The organism is Pseudomonas sp. RGB (genome assembly GCF_007713445.1).
In the GTDB taxonomy this organism is placed as follows: domain Bacteria; phylum Pseudomonadota; class Gammaproteobacteria; order Pseudomonadales; family Pseudomonadaceae; genus Aquipseudomonas.
In genome coordinates, this window is record NZ_VMSH01000002.1 from 103,551 (window position 1) to 123,580 (window position 20,030).

At 61.0% G+C, this 20,030-nt stretch carries 19 protein-coding genes; 11 read left to right on the forward strand and 8 right to left on the reverse strand.

Annotation, left to right across the window (positions count from 1 at the left end; genetic code table 11):
• The first annotated feature begins 38 nt into the window (after positions 1-38).
• Positions 39-317, forward strand: a complete 279-nt coding sequence (locus FPT15_RS04145; protein ID WP_016970113.1) for a DUF3509 domain-containing protein — start codon at positions 39-41, stop codon at positions 315-317.
• A 58-nt stretch (positions 318-375) separates the two neighbouring features.
• On the opposite strand, the gene FPT15_RS04150 is transcribed toward FPT15_RS04145, so the two are convergent.
• The 4 genes from FPT15_RS04150 to aroC form a co-directional block, all read right to left on the reverse strand.
• Positions 376-642, reverse strand: coding sequence for a response regulator transcription factor (locus tag FPT15_RS04150; protein WP_145158761.1), 267 nt, complete (start codon positions 640-642; stop codon positions 376-378).
• A gap of 206 nt (positions 643-848) precedes the next feature.
• A complete protein-coding gene (locus FPT15_RS04155) occupies positions 849-1,379 on the reverse strand; it encodes an acireductone dioxygenase (protein WP_145158763.1) in 531 nt (176 codons plus the stop codon).
• Complete coding sequence (locus tag FPT15_RS04160) at positions 1,376-2,542, reverse strand: MFS transporter (protein WP_145159567.1); 1,167 nt, start codon at positions 2,540-2,542, stop codon at positions 1,376-1,378. Before FPT15_RS04160 ends, FPT15_RS04155 begins: the two co-directional genes overlap by 4 nt.
• Positions 2,543-2,594: 52 nt before the next feature.
• Positions 2,595-3,686 carry a chorismate synthase gene (aroC, locus tag FPT15_RS04165; RefSeq protein ID WP_145158765.1) on the reverse strand — a complete coding sequence of 364 codons (1,092 nt, stop codon included), beginning with the start codon at positions 3,684-3,686 and terminating at the stop codon, positions 2,595-2,597.
• 143 nt (positions 3,687-3,829) lie between these two features.
• On the opposite strand from aroC, the gene FPT15_RS04170 reads away from it, so the two are divergent.
• Both FPT15_RS04170 and FPT15_RS04175 read left to right on the forward strand, forming a co-directional pair.
• On the forward strand, positions 3,830-4,792 hold the full coding sequence (locus tag FPT15_RS04170; protein WP_106576535.1) for an alpha/beta hydrolase: 963 nt from the start codon (positions 3,830-3,832) through the stop codon (positions 4,790-4,792).
• 99 nt (positions 4,793-4,891) lie between these two features.
• On the forward strand, positions 4,892-5,698 hold the full coding sequence (locus FPT15_RS04175; RefSeq protein WP_145158767.1) for a hypothetical protein: 807 nt from the start codon (positions 4,892-4,894) through the stop codon (positions 5,696-5,698).
• A gap of 140 nt (positions 5,699-5,838) precedes the next feature.
• On the opposite strand, the gene prmB is transcribed toward FPT15_RS04175, so the two are convergent.
• Positions 5,839-6,747, reverse strand: coding sequence for a 50S ribosomal protein L3 N(5)-glutamine methyltransferase (gene prmB, locus FPT15_RS04180; protein WP_106576533.1), 909 nt, complete (start codon positions 6,745-6,747; stop codon positions 5,839-5,841).
• Positions 6,748-6,986: 239 nt separating this feature from the next.
• Here prmB and FPT15_RS04185 point away from each other — a divergent pair, with 239 nt between their 5' ends.
• The 5 genes from FPT15_RS04185 (at position 6,987) to FPT15_RS04205 (ending at position 9,770) form a co-directional block, all read left to right on the forward strand.
• Positions 6,987-7,577 (forward strand): cysteine hydrolase family protein, encoded by a 591-nt coding sequence (locus tag FPT15_RS04185; RefSeq protein WP_106576532.1) that lies wholly within the window; start codon positions 6,987-6,989, stop codon positions 7,575-7,577.
• A 141-nt stretch (positions 7,578-7,718) separates the two neighbouring features.
• A complete protein-coding gene (locus FPT15_RS04190; protein ID WP_053257227.1) occupies positions 7,719-8,039 on the forward strand; it encodes a hypothetical protein in 321 nt (106 codons plus the stop codon).
• Positions 8,040-8,114: 75 nt separating this feature from the next.
• The gene (locus FPT15_RS04195; RefSeq protein ID WP_064453382.1) at positions 8,115-8,672 is read left to right on the forward strand and encodes a Smr/MutS family protein; all 558 of its coding nucleotides are present in this window, start codon (positions 8,115-8,117) and stop codon (positions 8,670-8,672) included.
• 78 nt (positions 8,673-8,750) lie between these two features.
• Positions 8,751-9,296, forward strand: a complete 546-nt coding sequence (gene folE, locus FPT15_RS04200; RefSeq protein ID WP_003442011.1) for a GTP cyclohydrolase I FolE — start codon at positions 8,751-8,753, stop codon at positions 9,294-9,296.
• A 102-nt stretch (positions 9,297-9,398) separates the two neighbouring features.
• Complete coding sequence (locus tag FPT15_RS04205; protein ID WP_094951448.1) at positions 9,399-9,770, forward strand: glutathione S-transferase N-terminal domain-containing protein; 372 nt, start codon at positions 9,399-9,401, stop codon at positions 9,768-9,770.
• A gap of 347 nt (positions 9,771-10,117) precedes the next feature.
• Here FPT15_RS04205 and FPT15_RS04215 read toward each other — a convergent pair whose 3' ends face one another.
• On the reverse strand, positions 10,118-10,720 hold the full coding sequence (locus FPT15_RS04215) for a glutathione S-transferase family protein (protein ID WP_145158772.1): 603 nt from the start codon (positions 10,718-10,720) through the stop codon (positions 10,118-10,120).
• Between the two features lie 10 nt (positions 10,721-10,730).
• Positions 10,731-11,897, reverse strand: coding sequence for a PLP-dependent aminotransferase family protein (locus FPT15_RS04220; RefSeq protein ID WP_145158774.1), 1,167 nt, complete (start codon positions 11,895-11,897; stop codon positions 10,731-10,733).
• An 81-nt stretch (positions 11,898-11,978) separates the two neighbouring features.
• On the opposite strand from FPT15_RS04220, the gene FPT15_RS04225 reads away from it, so the two are divergent.
• The 3 genes from FPT15_RS04225 to FPT15_RS04235 all read left to right on the forward strand — a co-directional run bounded on the left by FPT15_RS04225 (position 11,979) and on the right by FPT15_RS04235 (position 14,656).
• Positions 11,979-12,413 (forward strand): MarR family winged helix-turn-helix transcriptional regulator, encoded by a 435-nt coding sequence (locus tag FPT15_RS04225; protein WP_145158776.1) that lies wholly within the window; start codon positions 11,979-11,981, stop codon positions 12,411-12,413.
• Between the two features lie 188 nt (positions 12,414-12,601).
• The gene (locus FPT15_RS04230; protein ID WP_145158778.1) at positions 12,602-13,948 is read left to right on the forward strand and encodes an NCS2 family permease; all 1,347 of its coding nucleotides are present in this window, start codon (positions 12,602-12,604) and stop codon (positions 13,946-13,948) included.
• Between the two features lie 66 nt (positions 13,949-14,014).
• A complete protein-coding gene (locus FPT15_RS04235) occupies positions 14,015-14,656 on the forward strand; it encodes a LysE family translocator (RefSeq protein ID WP_145158780.1) in 642 nt (213 codons plus the stop codon).
• Here the strand turns inward: FPT15_RS04235 and FPT15_RS04240 are convergent.
• Positions 14,631-19,904: a dermonecrotic toxin domain-containing protein gene (locus tag FPT15_RS04240; RefSeq protein ID WP_145158782.1), complete on the reverse strand. Its 5,274-nt coding sequence runs from the start codon at positions 19,902-19,904 to the stop codon at positions 14,631-14,633. The two genes, FPT15_RS04235 and FPT15_RS04240, sit on opposite strands and share 26 nt — an antisense overlap.
• Positions 19,905-20,030: the final 126 nt, after the last annotated feature.

A 20,030-nucleotide genomic window follows, 5' to 3' on the forward strand; every position in this document is an offset into this window, starting at 1 on the left:
TCCATGCTTGCCAACTTGAGCCAACGGAGCTGATAGACATGAGCCTGATCCAAGATAAATTCGCTTCTGTATTCTCCCAATACGACGTCACCACTCAGCCACGCCCAGACGGCGGGATCCTGTTGACCCTGCGCAACAGCGAAGGCAAACAGGTCAAGCGTTCGATTTCGTATCAACAACTGCACACCGCTGACCAACTGACCTGGGTCATCAGCGCCATTCGCCGCGACCTGGCCGAACAAGCCAGCGAGCTGCCACAGATCTCGATGCTGCAAAGCCAGAATCGCTTTGCCCTGCCGACCTACCATTCGGCCTGAGTAATCCGGGCAAAAAAGGCCGCGACGCCGTTGAGCGTCGCGGCCTTTTTTTGTGCCTTCAGCAAAGCCCCTGGCGGGCCGCTGCGTTCATCGCCTGCACGCGGTTGGTGACTTGCAGCTTGAGGTAGATGTTACGCAGATGGAATTTAACCGTGGCTTGGGAGGTGGCGCGAATCTGGCTGATTTCCCAGACGGTCTTGCCTTCCGAGGCCCAGCGCAGGATCTCCAGCTCTGTCGGCGTCAGGGGTTTGCCGCCCAGGCTCAGGCGTTTTCCAACGGCGCTCGGCACGGCAAGCGCACGACACGGCTGCTCTGGGCCACTCATCACTCTCTCTCCTGTATCAGTGGATGCCATACCACCTTTCGGACTCCTGCGATTGACAGGCGGTATAAACATTGAGTCCGGAGAGTTACATAACGAATAGATTGAAAGCATAAGGCGCCGCATAAACAGCTACGTCTTACATTTATATAAGTTCTTTCCCACAACAACTTCCAACCTGCCGGGGTTGAACATTCAACTATTCGCGCTTAATCGTCCAAGCCTGGAAAACCAGCGGCACTGTGCTCGTCGGTGAACTGAGGCACACACCCTTCGGCTGTATGGAATAAACGTAGCGCCACACAGTGCGGATTTTCACCCACGTCGAGCCAATGCGGCATTCCTGCCGGAACCACCAGCACATCATTCTTCTCACAACGCACGGCGTAGACGTACTCGCCCACGAGCAGGCAGAACAAGCCTTGGCCCGCGATGAAAAAATGCACGTTGTCTGCACTGTAGCGACGCGCCTTGAGGCCCTCAGCGCGCAATTCGGCGCGCTGCGGATGGTCGCCCGTCACGCTCAATACCTGAGCAGAGCCGTAGCCGAGGGCATCGATCTGCGACTGGTACGCCGCGATCATTTCAGCGTCACTGGCGCCCTTTTCGAGGGGGCTGGGCTGCCAGCGGTCAAAACCCACGCCGTGCTCAACCAGGGTCGAGACGATATCGTCGAAGTGGGTCAACACCTTGTTCGGGGTATCGGGTGTGGCGAGCGGATAAACAGCGACATAACTCATTGCACGGTTCCTTTATTCGGCTCTTGCAATCGAAAGCCAATGATTAGGGCGGCGGCCAGGGCCGCGACACTGGCGATGCTGAAGGTCAGGGTCGGCCCCAACAGGTTCCAGCTATAACCGGCATACAGCGCGCCCAATGCGCCGCCAGTGCCGGCCAGTGCGGCATACAGCGCCTGGCCCTGGCCTTGCTGGCGAGCGCCGAAGCTGCGTTGCACAAAGGCAATCGCCGCCGCGTGAAAACTGCCAAAGGTGGCCGCGTGCATCACTTGCGCCAGCAGCAGCACCCAGAAAAATTCGGCGAATGAGCCCAGCAACAACCAGCGCACGGCGGCCAACAGGAAACTTGCCAGCAGCACCCGTCGCACCGAAAAGCGCGTGAGGATGCGGCTCATGGCCAGAAACATCAGCACTTCTGCGACCACGCCCAAGGCCCAGAGCATGCCGATCACGCCACGGCTGTAGCCCAGATGTTCGAGGTGCAGGGTGAGAAAGGTGTAATACGGGCCGTGGCTCATTTGCATCAGCGCCACGCAAGCATAAAACGCCAGCACCCCAGGGTTGCGCAATCGCTTGAGAAAACCGTCACCGGCCAGGCGATTGTCGTGGGTCGCGGGTTGCGCATTCGGTACCCACAGGCTGGCACCGATGATGCCGGCCATGATCACCACGACCACCACCGGGTAAATGTCCAGGCTTAGCCAGTCGAACAGGCGGCCCATGATCACCACGGTGAGGATGAAACCAATCGAGCCCCACAGGCGGATCTGGCTGTAGCGCGAGGTCTGCTTTTGCAGGTGGGCCAGGGTGATCACTTCAAACTGCGGCAACACGGCGTGCCAGAAGAACGCATGCAGGGCCATCACCAGCGCGAGCCAGGCGTAGGTCTTGCTGAAGAAAATCAATGAAAAGCTGGCCAGCGTACACACCGCGCCAAACCGGACGATGGCCAGGCGCCGCCCGGTGTAATCGCCGAGCCAGCCCCACAGGTTGGGCGCCACGCAGCGCATCAGCATGGGGATAGCCACCAACTCACCAATGCGTGCGCTGGAGAACCCAAGATGATCGAAGTACAGGGCCAGGAACGGCGCCGTTGCCCCGAGCAGGGCGAAGTAGAACAGGTAAAAGCTGGACAGGCGCCAGTACGGGAGGGTCGGGCTCACCATGCACGGTGCCGCTTCGCGGACCTGCCTGAGCAAGCCCGCCCGCCACCGGCTGTCACAGCTGGCCCAGCACCGGCGTATTCACGTGCACATCGGCATTTTGCCCGCGGTTGCGCAGCAGGTGGTCCATCAACACGATGGCCATCATGGCTTCGGCAATCGGCGTGGCACGGATGCCGACGCACGGGTCATGGCGGCCCTTGGTGATCACATCCACCGGGTTGCCGTGCACATCAATCGAGCGGCCTGGCGTGGTGATGCTCGACGTGGCCTTGAGGGCCAGGTGCGCAACGATCGGTTGGCCCGAGGAAATACCGCCGAGGATGCCGCCCGCGTTGTTGCTGAGGAAACCCTGCGGGGTCAGTTCATCGCGGTGCTCGGTGCCGCGCTGGGACACACAGGCGAAACCGGCGCCGATTTCCACGCCCTTCACCGCGTTGATGCTCATCAGCGCATGGGCCAGCTCGGCGTCGAGGCGGTCGAAGATCGGCTCGCCCAAGCCAGGTTTGACGCCTTCGGCAACCACGGTGATCTTCGCGCCGACGGAGTCCTGGTCGCGGCGCAACTGGTCCATGTAGGCTTCCAGTTCCGGCACTTTGTCCGGGTCGGGGCTGAAGAAAGCGTTGTCGTCGACACTGTCCCAGGTCTTGAACGGGATCTCGATCGGACCCAGCTGGCTCATGTAGCCGCGGATCACGATGCCCTGAGTGGCCAGGTATTTCTTGGCGATGGCACCGGCAGCCACGCGCATCGCGGTTTCGCGCGCCGAGCTGCGGCCACCGCCACGGTAGTCGCGTTCGCCGTATTTGTGATGGTAGGTGTAGTCGGCGTGGGCCGGGCGGAACAGGTCCTTGATTGCCGAATAGTCCTTGGACTTCTGGTCGGTGTTGCGAATCAGCAGGCCGATGGCGCAACCGGTGGTGCGGCCTTCGAACACGCCGGAGAGGATTTCGACTTCGTCGGGCTCCTGGCGCTGGGTGGTGTGGCGGCTGGTGCCGGGCTTGCGGCGGTCGAGCTCGCGCTGCAGGTCGTCCAGAGACAGCTCGAGGCCTGGCGGGCAGCCGTCGACAATGGCGACCAATGCCGGGCCATGGCTTTCGCCCGCGGTGGTGACAGTGAACAGCTTGCCGAAGGTATTGCCGGACATGCAGGGCGCTCCGTGAAATCAGTTGAATCAAGTCAACCGTAATAACTTAAGGCGGCCAGTATACGCAGGCTAACCGACTAGTTCATCCTCGAAACCTTACCGGTAGACGTTGGTCCAACCGGCACCTTCCTGATGATGGCGCGATGATGCTGCGAGTTCTGCTTTTAACCCTCACCCTGTTTTCCAGCCTGGGCTTCGCCGCCTCCCCTGTCGTGCTGCAACGGCCGATCAGCCTGGACACCGGCAACGGCGAGCTGTTTGGCTCGCTTTTACTGCCCCAATCCGACAAACCGGTGCCCGTGGTGTTGATCATTGCCGGCTCCGGGCCTACCGACCGTAACGGCAACAGTGCCGACGGCGCACGCAACGACAGCCTCAAGCGCCTGGCCTGGGTGCTTGCCCGACACAACATTGCCAGCGTGCGCTACGACAAGCGCGGCGTGGCCGCCAGCCTGGCGGCCACGCCGGATGAACGCAACCTGACCCTGGATGCCTACGTATCCGATGCCGTGGCCTGGGGCAAGCTGCTCAAGGCCGACAGCCGCATGGGCCCGCTGATCGTCCTGGGCCACAGTGAAGGCGCGCTGGTTGCCGCGCTCGCCGCACCGCAACTGAATCCGGCCGGCGTTATTTCTCTGTCTGGCAGTGCGCGGCCGGTGGATCAGGTGATCCGTCAGCAGCTGGCCGATCACCTGCCCCCTGCCCTGTTGCTGCGCAGTAACGAGATCCTCGACCACCTCAAGGCCGGCCAAGTGGATGCCGACGTGCCCGGCCCGCTGGAAGGTATTTTCCGACCCAGCGTGCAGCCTTATCTGATCAGCCTGTTTCGCGCCGACCCGTCAGCGGCGTTCGCCAAGCTGAACATGCCGGCGTTGATCATCCAGGGCACCAACGATATTCAGGTGGGCGTCGCAGATGCACGGCAACTGAAAAACGCCAAGCCCGACGCGCACTTGACCGTGATCGAAGGCATGAACCACGTCATGCGCATCGTGCCCAAGGACGTGAAAGAGCAACTGGCCTCCTACAACGACCCGAAACTGCCGCTTGCCGCCGAGCTGGGTGAGCGCATCGTGCGCTTTATCGACGGACTTCAACCCCGTTAAGCGACTATTTACCTCCAGTCCTGAGAAAAACGGCCGATAAGCCCAGGGTCAACAGTAAAAAGACTGTCGACTCGCAGGGCTTGGACAGGATCGCGCCGCATGACAACCACAGAAGCTACACCAGAACCTATTGCCGACACCGCGGCTGCCAAAACCGAAGCCGTCGAGGCAGCGGCCCTGCCGTGGGCGGACGTGCAGGCCGAACATTTCAAGATGCTGCGCCTGGCGCCCCTGGCCACCGACCGTGCCACCGGTGCGCGGCCGTTGCGGTTCGTGCAGTTTGGCTATACCGAACGCAATGACAAACACCACAGCCTGTTGCGCATGGTCATCCAGTTGCCAGGCCAGCGAGTGCGCCGCGAGCAGAACCACTTGGATATCTGGGTCGATCACGATAAGCACCGCGTGCACTTCGGCCCGGGCAACAGCCTGGAAATCGAACCGGCCAACCGGGGGATCGGTCGCTTCCTCGTCGCGCAAGGCGCGGCGTGGGCAAAAAAGAAGTGGTCACACTACCGCGTCGACGGCGTGGACCTGGCCAATAAAGACGCACTGAACGAGGCCACGCGCCTGCGCCGCGATCACTTCCTGCGCATCCAGGGCTTTGATGTGGCTTATGCCGATGTGCAACACCTCAAAGGCAACGTGCAGCCGGGCAAAGTCAGCGAAGTGCTGGACAGCTGGAACACCGAGAAGGTGCAGTTCGTGGAAATCCTCGAAGCCGCGCAGATGCTGCAACAGGCCGAGCAGAACCTGGCCGAGCAAGAAGTGAAACTGCGCAAGGAAGAGGAAAAGGTCACCAAGTTCAAGCGTGAGGACAGCGGGCTGCGCTTTACCATCACCTGTTTAGTGGCGTTTACGGTATTTCAGGCGGGGTTGCTGATCTGGATTGCCACGCACCGCTAGCACGTTGGAACGCAATTGAAATGTGGGAGCGGGCTTGCTCGCGAAAGCGGTATGACAGTCAACTTATCAGTGACTGATACACCGCTTTCGCGGGCAAGCCCGCTCCCACATTTAGGGTCGGTTTCTACAGTTGGGTCGGTTTAAACCCGAGCAGCAAATACCGCTTGATGCGCGCGGCACTGCTCGGCCGTCAGCATGAATACACCATGCCCGCCGCGCTGGAACTCCAGCCAGGCAAAGTCGACTTCCGGGTACAACGCCTCTACGTGCACCTGGCTGTTGCCAACCTCGACAATCAACAAGCCTTTCTCGGTGAGGTGGTCCGCGGCCTCGGCCAACATCCGTCGCACCAGGTTCAAGCCATCATCGCCGCAGGCCAGGCCCAACTCCGGCTCGTGCTGGTATTCATCGGGCATGTCGGCGAAGTCTTCGGCATCAACGTACGGCGGGTTGGACACGATCAGATCAAACCGCTGACCCGGCAAACCGTCGAAGCCGTCACCCTGCACGGTGTAGACGCGCTCGTCGACGCCATGGCGCTCGATGTTCTGGTTGGCCACCTCCAGCGCTTCGAAGGACAGGTCGCCCAGCACCACTTCGGCGTCCTGGAACTCGTAGGCGCACGCGATACCAATGCAACCGGAGCCGGTGCACAGGTCGAGGATGCGCGCCGGTGGCTGGGCCAGCCAGGGTTCGAAGCGGTTTTCGATCAGTTCGCCAATCGGTGAACGCGGGATCAGCACACGCTCGTCGACGATAAACGACATGCCGCAGAACCAGGCTTCCTTCAACAGGTAAGCGGTGGGTACACGCTCATGGATACGGCGGTGCAGCAAGCGCTGAACGTGGGAAATTTCCTCTTCTTCCAGGTTGCAGTCCAGGTAGCTGTCGGCAATTTCCCAAGGCAGGTGCAAGGCACCGAGCACCAATTGCCGGGCTTCGTCCCAGGCATTGTCGGTACCATGGCCGAAAAACAGGTCTTCCCCATGGAAACGGCTGACAGCCCAACGGATATGGTCGCGCAGTGTGCGCAGGCGGGATGTGATCACGGGGACAAGCTCCTGGAAAAAACGACTGGCGATTCTAACAGCCTTCGCCTGTACCGACGATGTACGAAACCCCTTCGCCATCCGTCGGATTTCATCCAATTTGCCATCGCAGGCTTAAACAAGCTGCCCACTTGACATGGCTGCACGTCAACAACGGCGTACCTTACGATGGTAGCGATTCACAGAACCGCTCAGCCAGTGGACAATGTCGCAAAAGCCCCCCTCACAGGAGCCCCAGAATGTCCGTTCCAAAGACGATGTTTCAACTCAGCGGTCGCGGTTACGCAGCAGCCAACCTGAACCATGCGACCCTCGTGATCATCGACGCCCAAAAGGAATACCTCAGCGGTCCACTCGCCCTCTCGGGCATGGACGCGGCGGTCGAAAACATCAAGCAGTTGGTTGCCGCCGCGCGCAATGCCGGGCGTCCGATCGTGCATGTACGTCACCTTGGCACCGTCGGTGGCCTGTTCGACCCGCAGGGCGAGCGCGGCGAATTCATTCCCGGCCTGGAACCACTCGGCGACGAAACCATCATCGGTAAACTGCTGCCGAGCGCGTTTCACGGCACCGGGCTGGAAAAACACCTGCAAGACCTCGGCTCCCTGGACCTTATCGTCTGCGGCTTCATGAGCCATTCCAGCGTCAGCACGACCGTGCGCGCCGCCAAGAACCTGGGCTTTCGCTGCACCCTGGTGGAAGACGCCTGCGCCACGCGCGACCTGCCTTACAAAGGCGGCATCCTGAGCGCTGAACATGTGCAACAGACCGAAATGGCCATCATGGCCGATAACTTCGCGACCCTCGCATTGACCAAAGATCTGATCTGATTGAACTTCTGATGAGCGGCGCGGCGTGTTTATTGCCCCGCTCATCCGCAAAATCTTTTCATTTTCTGCAATTGCCTCTGGTACAGGAACAACCTGTGTATCTTCCGGTCGAAGGGCCGATACCCTGGAGGAAAGGTCGGAATGAAGATATCCGATGGTTTTGACGCTCGTCGCTTGCGCCCCAAGGGCCCGAGCAATTGGCGTCTGCGCCTGGTGGCCGGCTTTGCCGCGCTGCTGGCAATTGTAGGTTTGCTGCTGGCAGGTGCCGGTGGCGCCGGTTTGTTTGGTCATTCGCCGGCACTCGGCGAACTGAATGCCAGCCCGGGCGGCTCGGCAATTTTGTTGGTGATCGGCCTGTTGGTACTCTGGCTGGGCGTCTGGTTATGGCGTCGCAGCCGTCGGCGGATGCGCCAGCCGTTGTCGCTGAACATCGCCTCACACCTGATGAAAAAGCACGACTGATGGCGCTTGGATAGCGTTTCCTGCGCCCCGGCCGCCGCGATTTAGGTAAACTGCCCGCCCTTCGCGGAGGCTGACATGCAAGACGACGATTTTTCCCTGTTCAAAAACGAGCTGCGCGGCGTCAAGCCGATCAAGCACGACCGCGCCGACACCGGCAAACCCAAGACCGACCGGGCGCAGATCGCCAAGCTGCGCCAGGCCGCGACCGTGCGCACCGATGCCACCACCGTGGATGGCCTGTCGGACCAGTTCGTAATCGACGTAGGCCCCGAAGACGAGTTGATGTGGGCCCGCGACGGCGTGCAGGAAAGCCAGATGCGCAAGCTCAAGATCGGCCAGATCCCGTTCGAGGGCAGCCTTGACCTGCACGGCATGAACGTCGAAAAAGCCCGCGAAACCCTCTGGGCCTTCCTGGCCGAAGCGACCAAATTCGAAATCCGCTGCGTGCGCGTCACCCACGGCAAGGCCGTGCGGTTGGATGGCAAGCGGCCGATGATCAAGAGCCACGTCAACACTTGGCTGCGCCAGCATGCCCAAGTGCTCGGTTTTACCTCTTGCCAGGCCCGCCACGGCGGCGCGGGCGCGGTGTATGTGATGCTCAAGCGCACCATGATGGAGGGGCGCGACGAGTAACAAGTGCCATCGTCAGGCTTGCAGCGATGTGTCCGCCACCGTAACCTTGCGCTTTGCGAAAATCCCACAGGTAGTTTCATGTCCCTGGAACAGAATTACACCGCGATCCTCGGCCAACTCGGCGAGGACGTTTCCCGCGAGGGCCTGCTCGACACGCCAAAGCGTGCCGCCAAGGCGATGCAGTACCTTTGCCGCGGCTATGAACAGACACTCGAAGAAGTCACCAACGGTGCCTTGTTCAGCTCCGACAACAGCGAAATGGTGCTGGTCAAGGACATCGAGCTGTACTCGCTGTGCGAACACCACCTGCTGCCGTTTATCGGTAAAGCTCACGTCGCGTATATCCCGAGCGGCAAAGTGCTGGGCCTGTCGAAAGTGGCGCGGATTGTCGACATGTATGCGCGCCGCCTGCAGATCCAGGAAAACCTCAGCCGCCAGATCGCCGATGCCGTGATGCAAGTCACCGGCGCGCTGGGCGTGGCCGTGGTGATCGAAGCCAAGCACATGTGCATGATGATGCGCGGTGTAGAGAAACAGAATTCTTCGATGATCACCTCGGTGATGCTGGGTGAGTTCCGCGAAAACGCGGCCACGCGCAGCGAGTTTCTCAGCCTGATCAAGTAACAGGTTGTGCAGGAAAAGACCGGCGTTCATCGCCGGTTTTTTTTCGCCTGCAAATTTCAGGTAAGCTGCGGCCCCTTCTTCATGGGCAAGAGGTTTTCAGCCATGTTCGTCAAAGCACTTCGAGTGGGCCTCGGCCACGTCATCATCGCGGGCGACTTCATTACCCGCCCACGCAAAAAGCAGCGCCCCGCCGAACAACAGGCGCAGGTGAACGCTGCGGCCAAGGACCTGACCCTGTATCAGTTCCACGCCTGCCCGTTCTGCGTGAAGACCCGTCGTACGTTGCACCGTCTGAATGTGCCGGTGGCGTTGAAGGACGCCAAGAACAATGCGCAAGATCGCCAGACCCTGCTGGAGCAAGGCGGCAAGATCAAAGTGCCGTGCCTGCGCATTGAAGAAAATGGCCAGACCACTTGGATGTATGACTCCAAGGTGATCATTGATTACCTCGACAAGCGGTTCGCCGCAGTCTGATAAATACCGCTGTCAGTGTGGGAGCGGGCTTGCCTGCGATGCAGACACCTCGATTTATCAGTGACACCGAGGTGACGCTATCGCAGGCAAGCCAGCTCCCACATTAGTTCGGCGTTGCCAATTCGATATCCAACAAGGCCAAGCCCAGGCAGTTGCCGGAATCGGCGGCTGCACGGGTTTGAGCCCGGCGGCGCAGCGCTGTTTTGAATTGCTGAAGGATCAACTGTCTGCCACAACAGACAGCTAAAGGTGGGAGCGGGCTTGCTCGCGAAAGCGGTGGATCAGTCGAATCATCAGTGACTGCGCACCCTTGGCGAGCAAGCCCGCTCCCACGTTTGGACCTGTGTTCAGTCCAGCATCGCCACATGTTTGGGGTGGCTGGCCACACGTTTGAGCCACGCCTGCACCGCCGGGTACGGCGTCAGGTCAAAACCCCCTTCATGGGCCACGTGGGTGTAGGCATACAGCGCGATATCGGCAATCGAATATTGCTCGCCTACCAGGTAGGGCGTGGCTTGCAACTGACGCTCCATCACCCTCAAGGCCTTGTAGCCGCCCTTATGGGTGTTTTTGTATTCCTCCAGTCGGTCTTGCGGCATGTTCAGGTAGAACTGGATAAACCGCGCCACCGCGATATAGGGCTCATGGCTGTATTGCTCGAAAAACTGCCATTGCAGCACTTGGGTACGCAGGCGTGGCTCAGCCGGCAGAAACTCGCTGCCGTCCGCCAGGAAGTTCAGGATCGCGTTGGACTCCCACAGGCAGGTGCCATCTTCCAGTTCCAGCACCGGGATCTTACCGTTGGGGTTCTTGGCCAGGAATTCGGCGGTCTGGGTGTCGCCCTTGAGAATATCGACATCAATCCATTGGTATTCGATGCCCAACAGATTGAGCATCAATTTGACCTTGTAGCAGTTGCCCGACTTGTAATCGCCATAAACCTTGTACATGGGGCTCCCCTTATGCCGCTTGCGCGTGCTGTGCTTGACGGACCACCGCGGCCAGGCGCTTGAGACCTTCGTCCAGACGGGCCGGGTCGATATGGCTGAAATTGAGGCGCAACGAGCCGAGGTGTTGATCGGGCTCGGAAAAGAACGGTTCACCGGGCATGAACGCGACGTCCTGATCCAACGCTTGCGCCAACAAGGTGCGGGTGTCGAGCGGTTGTTTCAAGGTCAGCCAGAAGAATAATCCGCCCTGAGGCGTCTGCCAGTCAGCCAGATCGCCAAAATGACGCTCCAGCGCGGCCTGAAATGCATCGCGACGCTCGCGGTAAAAGCGGCGCAGTTGCGCCAGGTGCTGCTGGTATTTCTGGGTGCCGATCCACTGCATGGCCTGCCACTGGCCGACGCGGTTGGTGTGCAGGTCCGCCGATTGCTTGAGCTTGAGCAAATGCGGGAACAGATCCGGGCTGGCGATCAGGTAGCCGACGCGCAGGCCCGGTAGCAGGGTCTTGGAGACGGTGCCGGTGTAGATCCAGCTGGCTTTTTTCAGGCGGCCGGCGATGGGCTGCGCACTGGCGCCGTCGAAGCTCAGTTCACGGTAGGGTTCGTCTTCGATCAGGGTGACGCCGAACTCATCGAGCAAAGCGGCGACGGCCGCGCGCTTGGCCTCGCTGTAGCGTACGGCCGAAGGGTTCTGGAACGTCGGGATCAGATAGATGAACGCCGGGCTATGGTGTTCAAGGAGGCTGCGCAAGGTGGCGAGGTTGGGACCGTCGGCCTCCAGTTGCACAGTCAGGCAATCGGCGCCGAACAGTTGGAAGATCTGCAACGCCGCCAGGTAAGTCGGGCCTTCCAGCAGAACCTTGGTGCCCTTGTCGATATACAGTTTGGCGGCCAGGTCCAGGGTTTGCTGGGACCCGCTGACCACCAGCACCTGGCTCGCCTGGCACGGTACGCCCAACGCGCGGGCCTGGGCGGCGAGCAGTTCGCGCAACTGCGGTTCGCCTTCGCTCATGCCATATTGGCCGAGGGTGAGCGGCATGCCGTCCCAGTTCAGTGCCGGCAGCATGGCTTCGGCCGGCAGGCCGCCGGCGAACGACATCACTTCCGGGCGCTGGGCTGCGGCAAGGATTTCACGGATCAAGGAGCTTTTGAGGCGCGTAACACGTTCAGAGAAGGCCATAAGGTCACCGGTGGCAAAGCGCATGGAAAATACGTCAAACTGCTTGACCGAAATTACGCCGACTTGAGTAGATACGTCAATATGCTTGACCTTAAAACCCAGAGCAGCCAGCAACAAGCCATGGAAGCGTTCTTTTTCGGCTACCAGGCCTTTACCGCCAAGGCCGACGAGATGCTCGAACGCCGAGGCCTGAGCCGTGTGCACCAGCGCATCGTGTTTTTTATCGCGCGCTACCCCGCCTTGAGCGTGAAGCAACTGCTGGAGTTGCTCGGCGTGAGCAAGCAGGCGTTGAACATACCGTTGCGACAGCTGCAGGAAATGCACTTGGTAAACAGCGTGGCGTCCGAGACCGACAAGCGTAAACGCCTGTTGGAATTGAGCGACGAGGGCCAGCGTTTCGAGCAGTCCCTGCGCCGCGAACAGGTGAAGCTGCTGCAGCGCGCCTTCAGCGAAGCCGGCGAAGACGCGGTGGCGGGATGGCTGGCGGTGAATCAGGCGCTGAGTGCCGTGAATTAGCCTTTCATCTTGTTTCGAACACATAATCGAAAACATTATTTGCTTTATTTGTATACAAAAGCATAATTCGCTTCGTGCGAGTTCCTGACCTATTGGTCAACAAAAACCCGCCAGTACCTCAAAGCGCTGTTGCCCACACCTGTGACCGGCGCTGGAAATAACAATAAAACTCTTGAGGAGTACTCGCTGTGGAAAGCCGCAAATCCGAAGCCCCAACGCTGGACCTCTCCGCGCCGCAAGGCGGTTGGCTGGAACGCCTGTTCAAACTGCGTTTGCATGGCACCACAGTGAAGACCGAACTGATCGCCGGCCTCACTACGTTCATCACCATGGCCTACATCATCTTCGTCAACCCGAACATCATGGCCGACGCCGGCATCGACCACGGTGCGGCGTTTGTCGCCACGTGCATCGCCGCGGCGCTCGGTTGCCTGCTGATGGGCCTTTACGCTAATTGGCCCGTGGGCCTGGCGCCCGGCATGGGCTTGAACGCGTTTTTCACCTACACCGTGGTCGGCACCATGGGCTATCACTGGGAAACGGCGCTGGGCGCGGTGTTTGTTTCCGGGGTGTTGTTCATGGGCCTGACCCTGTCCCGCGTACGTGAATGGCTGCTCAACAGTATTCCCGTCAGCCTGCGCCACGCCATGGGCGCCGGTGTCGGCCTGTTTCTGGGGGTGATCGGCCTGAAAACCGCCGGCATCATCGTCGACAGCCCGGCCACGCTGATCAAGCTGGGGTCGCTGCACGAGCCTGCGCCCCTGCTGGCGGCGGTGTGCTTTTTGCTGATCGCGATCCTCAGCTATCACCGCGTGTTCGGCGCAATCCTCATCAGCATCATCGCCGTCACCCTGGCCGGATGGGGCCTGGACCTGGTGCACTACAACGGCATTCTCTCCACCCCACCCAGCCTGGCGCCGACCTGGATGGCCATGGACGTGAAGGGTGTATTCAATGTCAGCATGATCAGCGTTGTATTTGCGTTTCTTTTTGTACACATGTTCGACACTGCCGGTACACTGATGGGCGTTGCGCAACGCGCCGGGCTGGTGGGCGCCGATGGCAAGATTCATAACCTGTCCCGCGCGCTGAAAGCCGACAGTGCCTCCAGCGTGTTTGGCGCCATGGTCGGTGTGCCGCCGGTGACCAGTTATGTAGAAAGTGCTGCCGGTGTCGCCGCGGGCGGTCGCACCGGGTTGACCGCCGTGACCGTGGGCGTGCTGTTTGTGGCGGCAATGTTTTTCGCGCCCTTGGCGGGCATGATTCCTGCGTATGCCACCGCCGGTGCACTGATTTACGTAGCGATGCTGATGATGGCGAGCATGGCCCATATTAATTGGGATGAAGCCACCGACAGCATCCCGGCCATCGTGACCGCGATCATGATGCCGCTGACGTTCTCGGTTGCCGACGGTATCGCCCTGGGCTTCATCACGTATGTGGCGCTCAAGGCCGGCACCGGCAAGTACCGCGAGATTTCCATCAGCCTGTGGGTGCTGTGCGCGATTTTCATCGCGAAGTTCATCTTCCTGTAGTTCGCAGGAAACGGCCGAAAACCGCCTCACCTTCGGGTGGGGCTTTTGTACGAATGGAGGACTGTAATGACCCTGGAAACCTGGCTGCTGTTCAGTGGCGCTGCATTGATCGTGATCCTGATCCCCGGCCCGCTGTCGCTGTTGATGATCAGCAACAGCCTGAACTACGGCCTGCGCCGTTCCTACCCGGCGTTTCTGGGCGGCGTGTTCGCCTCGATCTGCCTGTTGAGTGCCTCGGCATTGGGGCTGGGTGCATTGCTGCTGGCCTCGGAGCAGTTGTTCAGCGCCCTGAAGGTCGTCGGTGCGCTGTACCTGTTTTATCTCGCCTGGCAGAGCTGGCAGCAATCGCGCCAACCGGCCCAGGGCGCCGTGGTGCCCCAGGCCGTGGCCACACCGCGTTTTCGCGCCTTGTTCGGTCGCGCGTTTGTGCTGGGCGCCAGCAACCCCAAGGACATCCTGTTCTTTGCCGCCTTCTTGCCGCAGTTTCTCAGCAGCGAGCACGCGTTCCTGCTGCAATTGCTGATCATGATTGCCACCTGGACCGTACTCGACTTGCTGTGCAAGCTGGCCTACGGCCTGGGCGCCCATGGGGCAGCACGCTACCTGCGCAGCGGCAGTGGCCAGAGCTGGTTCAACCGTGTCAGCGCCGCACTGTTCGGCGCCGCGGGCATGGTGTCGCTGATCAAGGCGAGGACGGGCTCACTTTGACAAAGTAGACGCTCGGGCGGGCCGCCTGCGTCGTAGGCCATTGAATGCCGGCGACGATCCGAGCCAGGCGATTTTCGTTCATGGCGCTCTTGACGCCCATCAACGCAACCGACCGGGGATGCGTATTGATTGCGGCGTCAAACCACCGGTCCGTCAGCCGGGTTTCCAGCCTCACCGTGCCTCTCTCGATCCAGTGAATGGACACGTAGTACAGCGTGTTTGAAGGGGAAGAAGGATGGGTCGCGATCAACTCATGCGTGAGCTTGCGCCCGTGCCTGAGCTGCAGTTCCTGCACATTGAACCCTTGCTGCTCCAGCGCGCGCTTGACTGCGGCGCGCTGCGCGACGACCCGCTGAGGCTTGACCTCACCGCCGCCGGATTGCAACGCAGGGTCTAACCCGACGGCCCGGAAGTCGACACGCGTGAAGCCGGGGGCCTTGCCCTCGTAACCGATGTGCAGCGCCCTGCCCGCCCTTTGAATGGGCCGTAACATTCTCAGCAAATCATCTGTCTGACCCGGCCCGTTGGGAGTCGACATCAGCCAATTGTCCAGCGTCGAACGGATATTGAGCAGGTGCGTGGCCGTCGCCGAGCGCGAAGAATCGGCCAGTTCAATCAGCCTTGCGGCTGCCAATGCCTGGCTGCGGCGGGTCATGCTGGGGAACGCCTGCCCCAAGGACTGCTCCAGCGGCCGGTCAAACAACGGGGCATGCACCTGCCACTCACCCGATACGCCGCGTGATATCGGAATGGGCTGTTCACCCATCGCAGTGCTCGTCCAACGTTCAATATCAACACGGGCAAGCGAGACCAGCGGCTCATTGCGGGTGATAAACGCGATGCCATTCCAGGGCGCATTGTCGCCCTGGTGAAGCACTCTGTAATAACCCGCCCCCGAAGCGGCGAGGCTGTCATACCGGGGTCCGATGTAGACGGCATCGTAGGGAAATCCCGGCGGCTCCATGTGCACATGAAACGTGCCGAACGCCGAGAGGCCGGACACCTGCCCCGTCGCATCCGGAACACGCCATTTGAACCAATAGGGGTCCGGTGCCGGTGACCGATAGATGCGGTTGTGCGTGGCGGCGCGCACCGTCGGTGGCTGCCAGTCCGGGGGCGCCTGCACTGGCGCACGCCACGGGCTGAGCAGCGTCGAACTGGTCCCCGCCACCGGCTGAGGCGCATCCGCGCCCAGTAACCATTCCCCGGGCTGGTGCACGTTCACTATCAGTTCGTCTTGCCCAGGCGCCTGCCGGTTTTTCAGGCGCAACGCGTGTTCGTTGCCGCGCCGATAAAGCGGGTAATGGTGTGAGTCATCCGCCACGAACAGCTCGCCATCTTTGACATACACGCCTTTTTCACCAACACCTTTCAACGCCACAGCCCCTTGAGGCACCCCCTTGATTTTGAAACGCTCCAGGTCCTTGAGTTGAGCCACCGGTGGCGGCGCCAGGCGGTCAAGCCCGCTGGCCCTCATGCGCAGACGATGGATACGCCCCAGCACAGCCCGCACGGCGGGCCGCGCCATACGAGCCGCCGCAACCGGCACCCTGGCGGGGCCGGGAATAAAGTTAAGTAACAAATCGATCGCCAGAAACGCGCTCATAAAACCCACATCGACCGCCGTGTGAGCGTCGCCAAAGCGGTGATAACGCCGCGCCATAAGCAGCAGTTCATGGAATTGATTAAAGATCCCGTACATCGGGCAGAAAAACCCCACCAGCGCCCGCGTACGTGTCTCGCTTTGCTCACCAAGGCGGCGCGCGCGGTAGGCCTGCAGCGCCTTGCCAGAATGGCTGGCGGCTTGAGTGCGGCGCTGCAGCTCGAGCACGCTGGCGTGGTAGAGCAATGCCCTGGCGTCGCTGTGAGAGGTGGCGACAATTGCCAGCCAGCCCTGCGGATCACTGGCAATCTGCTCAAGGGTGTGGGCCTGGATCTCATCGAGCAACGCCGTCGGCTCCAGGTGCTTGATGTTAAAGGAGCGAATAAAGCCAAGCCCCCGCCAAATCCCCTTCACCATAAAAAATGCAGGCGGCAGATCAAGCGTGCTGAACAGGTGACCTGGGCTATCGGCGCGGTCCGGATGGTGGGTGATTGCCTCAAATGCCCAGCCAGGTGCGACCTGTCGCGCGAGCACTTTGGCGTTATCGGCCGATGCGCCGATACGGTTCAATGCAGCAAGGGCCTGTTGCAGGTCGCTGTACTCGGTGAGAACCCAGGCTTGCGGGGCATCGGGCCAGTAGACCACGCAACACCCGGAGCGCTTGTCGTGCACCACCACAATGCCTGCGACATAGCGGTCGTGCTGCATCGTATGGCCCACCAGGTGCACCACATGCAGTTGCAACTCGTGCTGGTTGTTCAGCAAGTCTGGCGGCATGCGGGCCGCCATGGCGGTGCTAAACACACTTTGCGCGTTCGCCGACAGCCCGCTTTGCCGCGCCAGGAACCGGTGGTGGTCAACGCCTGCGTGCAACGCGCGATTCAATAAGGGCGAAATGCGTCCTTCGCTGAGGGCGCGGTCGGTGCCAGCAGGCGGATAAAAAGCGCGGTTGATCAATGCGTCGTACTGCCCGCCGATATCCAGCGAAGCGACCATCTGGATCAAATACCCGGCATTGAGCCGGTGTCGCCATTCAGGTTGCAGAAAGCGGGCGCGGTTCAATCGCCATTGCGTCCATGGCGCCAGCGGGTCGAGGTTGTGCAGCGCCAGTTGCAGCAGACTGAAGGAGGTACGCGTAGCGGTCGGGGTGAGGACGATGGTGCGATCACCGACAGTGCAGCCGCTCGCCCACCCACAAAACTGGCCATGAACATCATCAGGCATTTCAATAAAGGGCTGGTCGATCAGCCACGACGCAGGCACGCCGTCCTGCTGCAAACGGGCCGTCAAGGCACGGCGGGCAAACGTGTCCAAATCGGGCAGGTGCTGCTCAAGCCGCGTCTGGAAGGCGAAGGCGCTGCTGAGGTAAAAACGCTGCGAACGTTTGAAGTGTTTACGCTGGGCACGCGTGGCGCCCACCCAGCCCGCCGGCAATTTTTGCGCTTCAGACGCGGCCTTGCGCAGTAACTCGATGTTCGCCTGAGCCTGGCTCAGGGCGCTATTGGCCGGGACCTTGAGCTGTTGCGCCAGCCCCGCCAGCAGCAGCGCGCGGCTGAGCCCGATCTGCGTCACTTCGCTGAATATACGCGTGATGTCTTCAGTGCTTTTGTGCAGGCGATCGTAGCAACCGAGCAGTTTTTTCAACGCGGCCAATGCAGGCTTGCCGTCGATGGGGACGTAGCGCACAGCCAAGGTTTCACGCAGCGCATGTGCGCGCAAATCGCTGCGCTTGTCATGCTCGATACCGCCCCACAGCACCGAGCCGTCCCGGCTGCCGAGGCTCGCCTTGACGCTTCGGGTCAAGGCATCCAGCCCGGCAAAACCCAGCACCCCGCCCTCTTCCCCAAAGGCGTAGAGCACCACCGGAAGCTGGCGGGCCGGCACCCTCAGCGCGGCCGCGGTGGTCACCAGCCACACATTATGCAGGGGATAAAAAGCATCGGGCTCACTGCCCACGGCGATTGAAAGCACCTGGGTTTGGCTGCCCGGGCGTGCCGCGGGCGAAGGCGGGTCCAGCACGTCGATAATCAGGTCGCGGTGGGCCGTGCCCAGCAGTTTGAGACGGTGTTGCAGCTGAACCTCGCAGCGCAGTGCCTCGGCTTGGGCATGCATGAACAACGAAGCACGCCTGGGCGTTTGCACGCCACCGGGGCGCTCGGTCCAGAACTTCAGATCGAGCAGCCGGTGCTCTGCACCCTGCAGCAACGAATTCAGCGCCTGTGCATGGGCCGCGAGCTGCGCCTTCAGCGCTGTGAATTGCTGATAAGCGAGGGTCTCGATGCCGGGCTCATACGGATCCAGCAAGGCCAGCAGACCTTTTTCGTAACGCTTGACCTGCTGCTGCGCAGTGCGCAAGGCCAAGCCGGGTGAGGTACTGGCAAAGATTATTTCTGCGCTGCGTCGTTGCTGGTCCCATTTGAGTAGCGGGTCAGCAAGAGCGCCAAGCCGAGCGCTGCCGACCCACTGCTTTCGCGCCCCTTCCACCTGCGCGAGTAACGCGGCGACAGCCCCCGGCCGAGGCGGTTGTGCAGCAACAAAGGGAGGATCAACCCTCACGGCACACGCCAATTCGGTATTCCATTGCCCGCGCAACAACGCTTGCGCGCTCAGCGCCAACGCGTCGTCGAGCACCTCCAGGCCGCGCACAAAACCGCCCGCCGCAGACAACTGCGCGGGCTGGCATAACCCAGTGCGACGACTTGCCACCAACCCCTGCCAGAGCATGTGCAACTGCGCTCGGTCCAGCGGCAACAGGCCTTCCTGCAGGGCGGCAAAAGACGGGTACTCGTAGAACGTGCGGGCCACACCCGGCAGGTACACCACCTGCGGCGCCTGCGCGGGATCACCCTCACGATAAAAGTGCAATACGCCTGGCATCACCACCGCGGGTGTTCCGGGCCACATCAGCAGGCCCACCCGTACGCTGGCCCAATCCCCGCCTGCACGTTGGCGTGCCGTCGCGGTCGGGGCATCGATCACGGCCTGCACCAGGCTCATGCCCGCCAGTGACAGCTCATCCAGTTGCCGTGCCATGAAGGCCCGGTCAGCGAACAGTTCAGTGTGCAGCTCAACCCAGCGCTCGCGGCGTGTGAGCCATGAGCCCCGCGCCAAGGTGTCCCAATAGTGGTCTGCCGCCTGCACCAAGCGCTCAAAAAGCCGCATCGCAATGACGCGCTGCAAGGCTTCCAAAGGGGTATAGGGCAACCGACGGCTTGGCTGCCCTTTTATGCTGAGCGTGGTGAATTGATTGACATTGATAGGCACCGAGGGCCGTGCCAGCAGCGACAGGGCCCGCTCGGTCAAGCTGTTGATGATCTGCGGTGCGCCTGGGCGCTTGGTCTCGGTAAACAGCAGAGTGTCCGGTTCCATCTCAAATGCTTTGCGCAGTTGAGCACGGATCACTCGCAGGATTTTGGGCGAGCGCCCTATCAGCTGTGCCAGTGCGCGTACCGATTCGCGGCAGCGCCAATCGGCAAGAGCGAGCTGATTGATCAGGCGGCTGGGATGGGTAAACCGGTTGATCCGCCGGGTCAGTTGATCTCGAATGGCCTGCAAATCGGCTTGGGCAGCAACGACAGCATCAACGTCTTCGGGCAGGGAACTGAAAGAGGGCAAAACGCCTGGGTGATCTGGGGACGAGGCCATGGGTGTTTTCTTCTGAGGAAAACACCCAGCCTAAGCATCACCGACACTCAAGAGGTGCTAGATAGTTGAACGCGCAACAGGCAAAAAAAAGCCCGCAGTGTGGGCGGGCGAAAAACCAACGAAGAG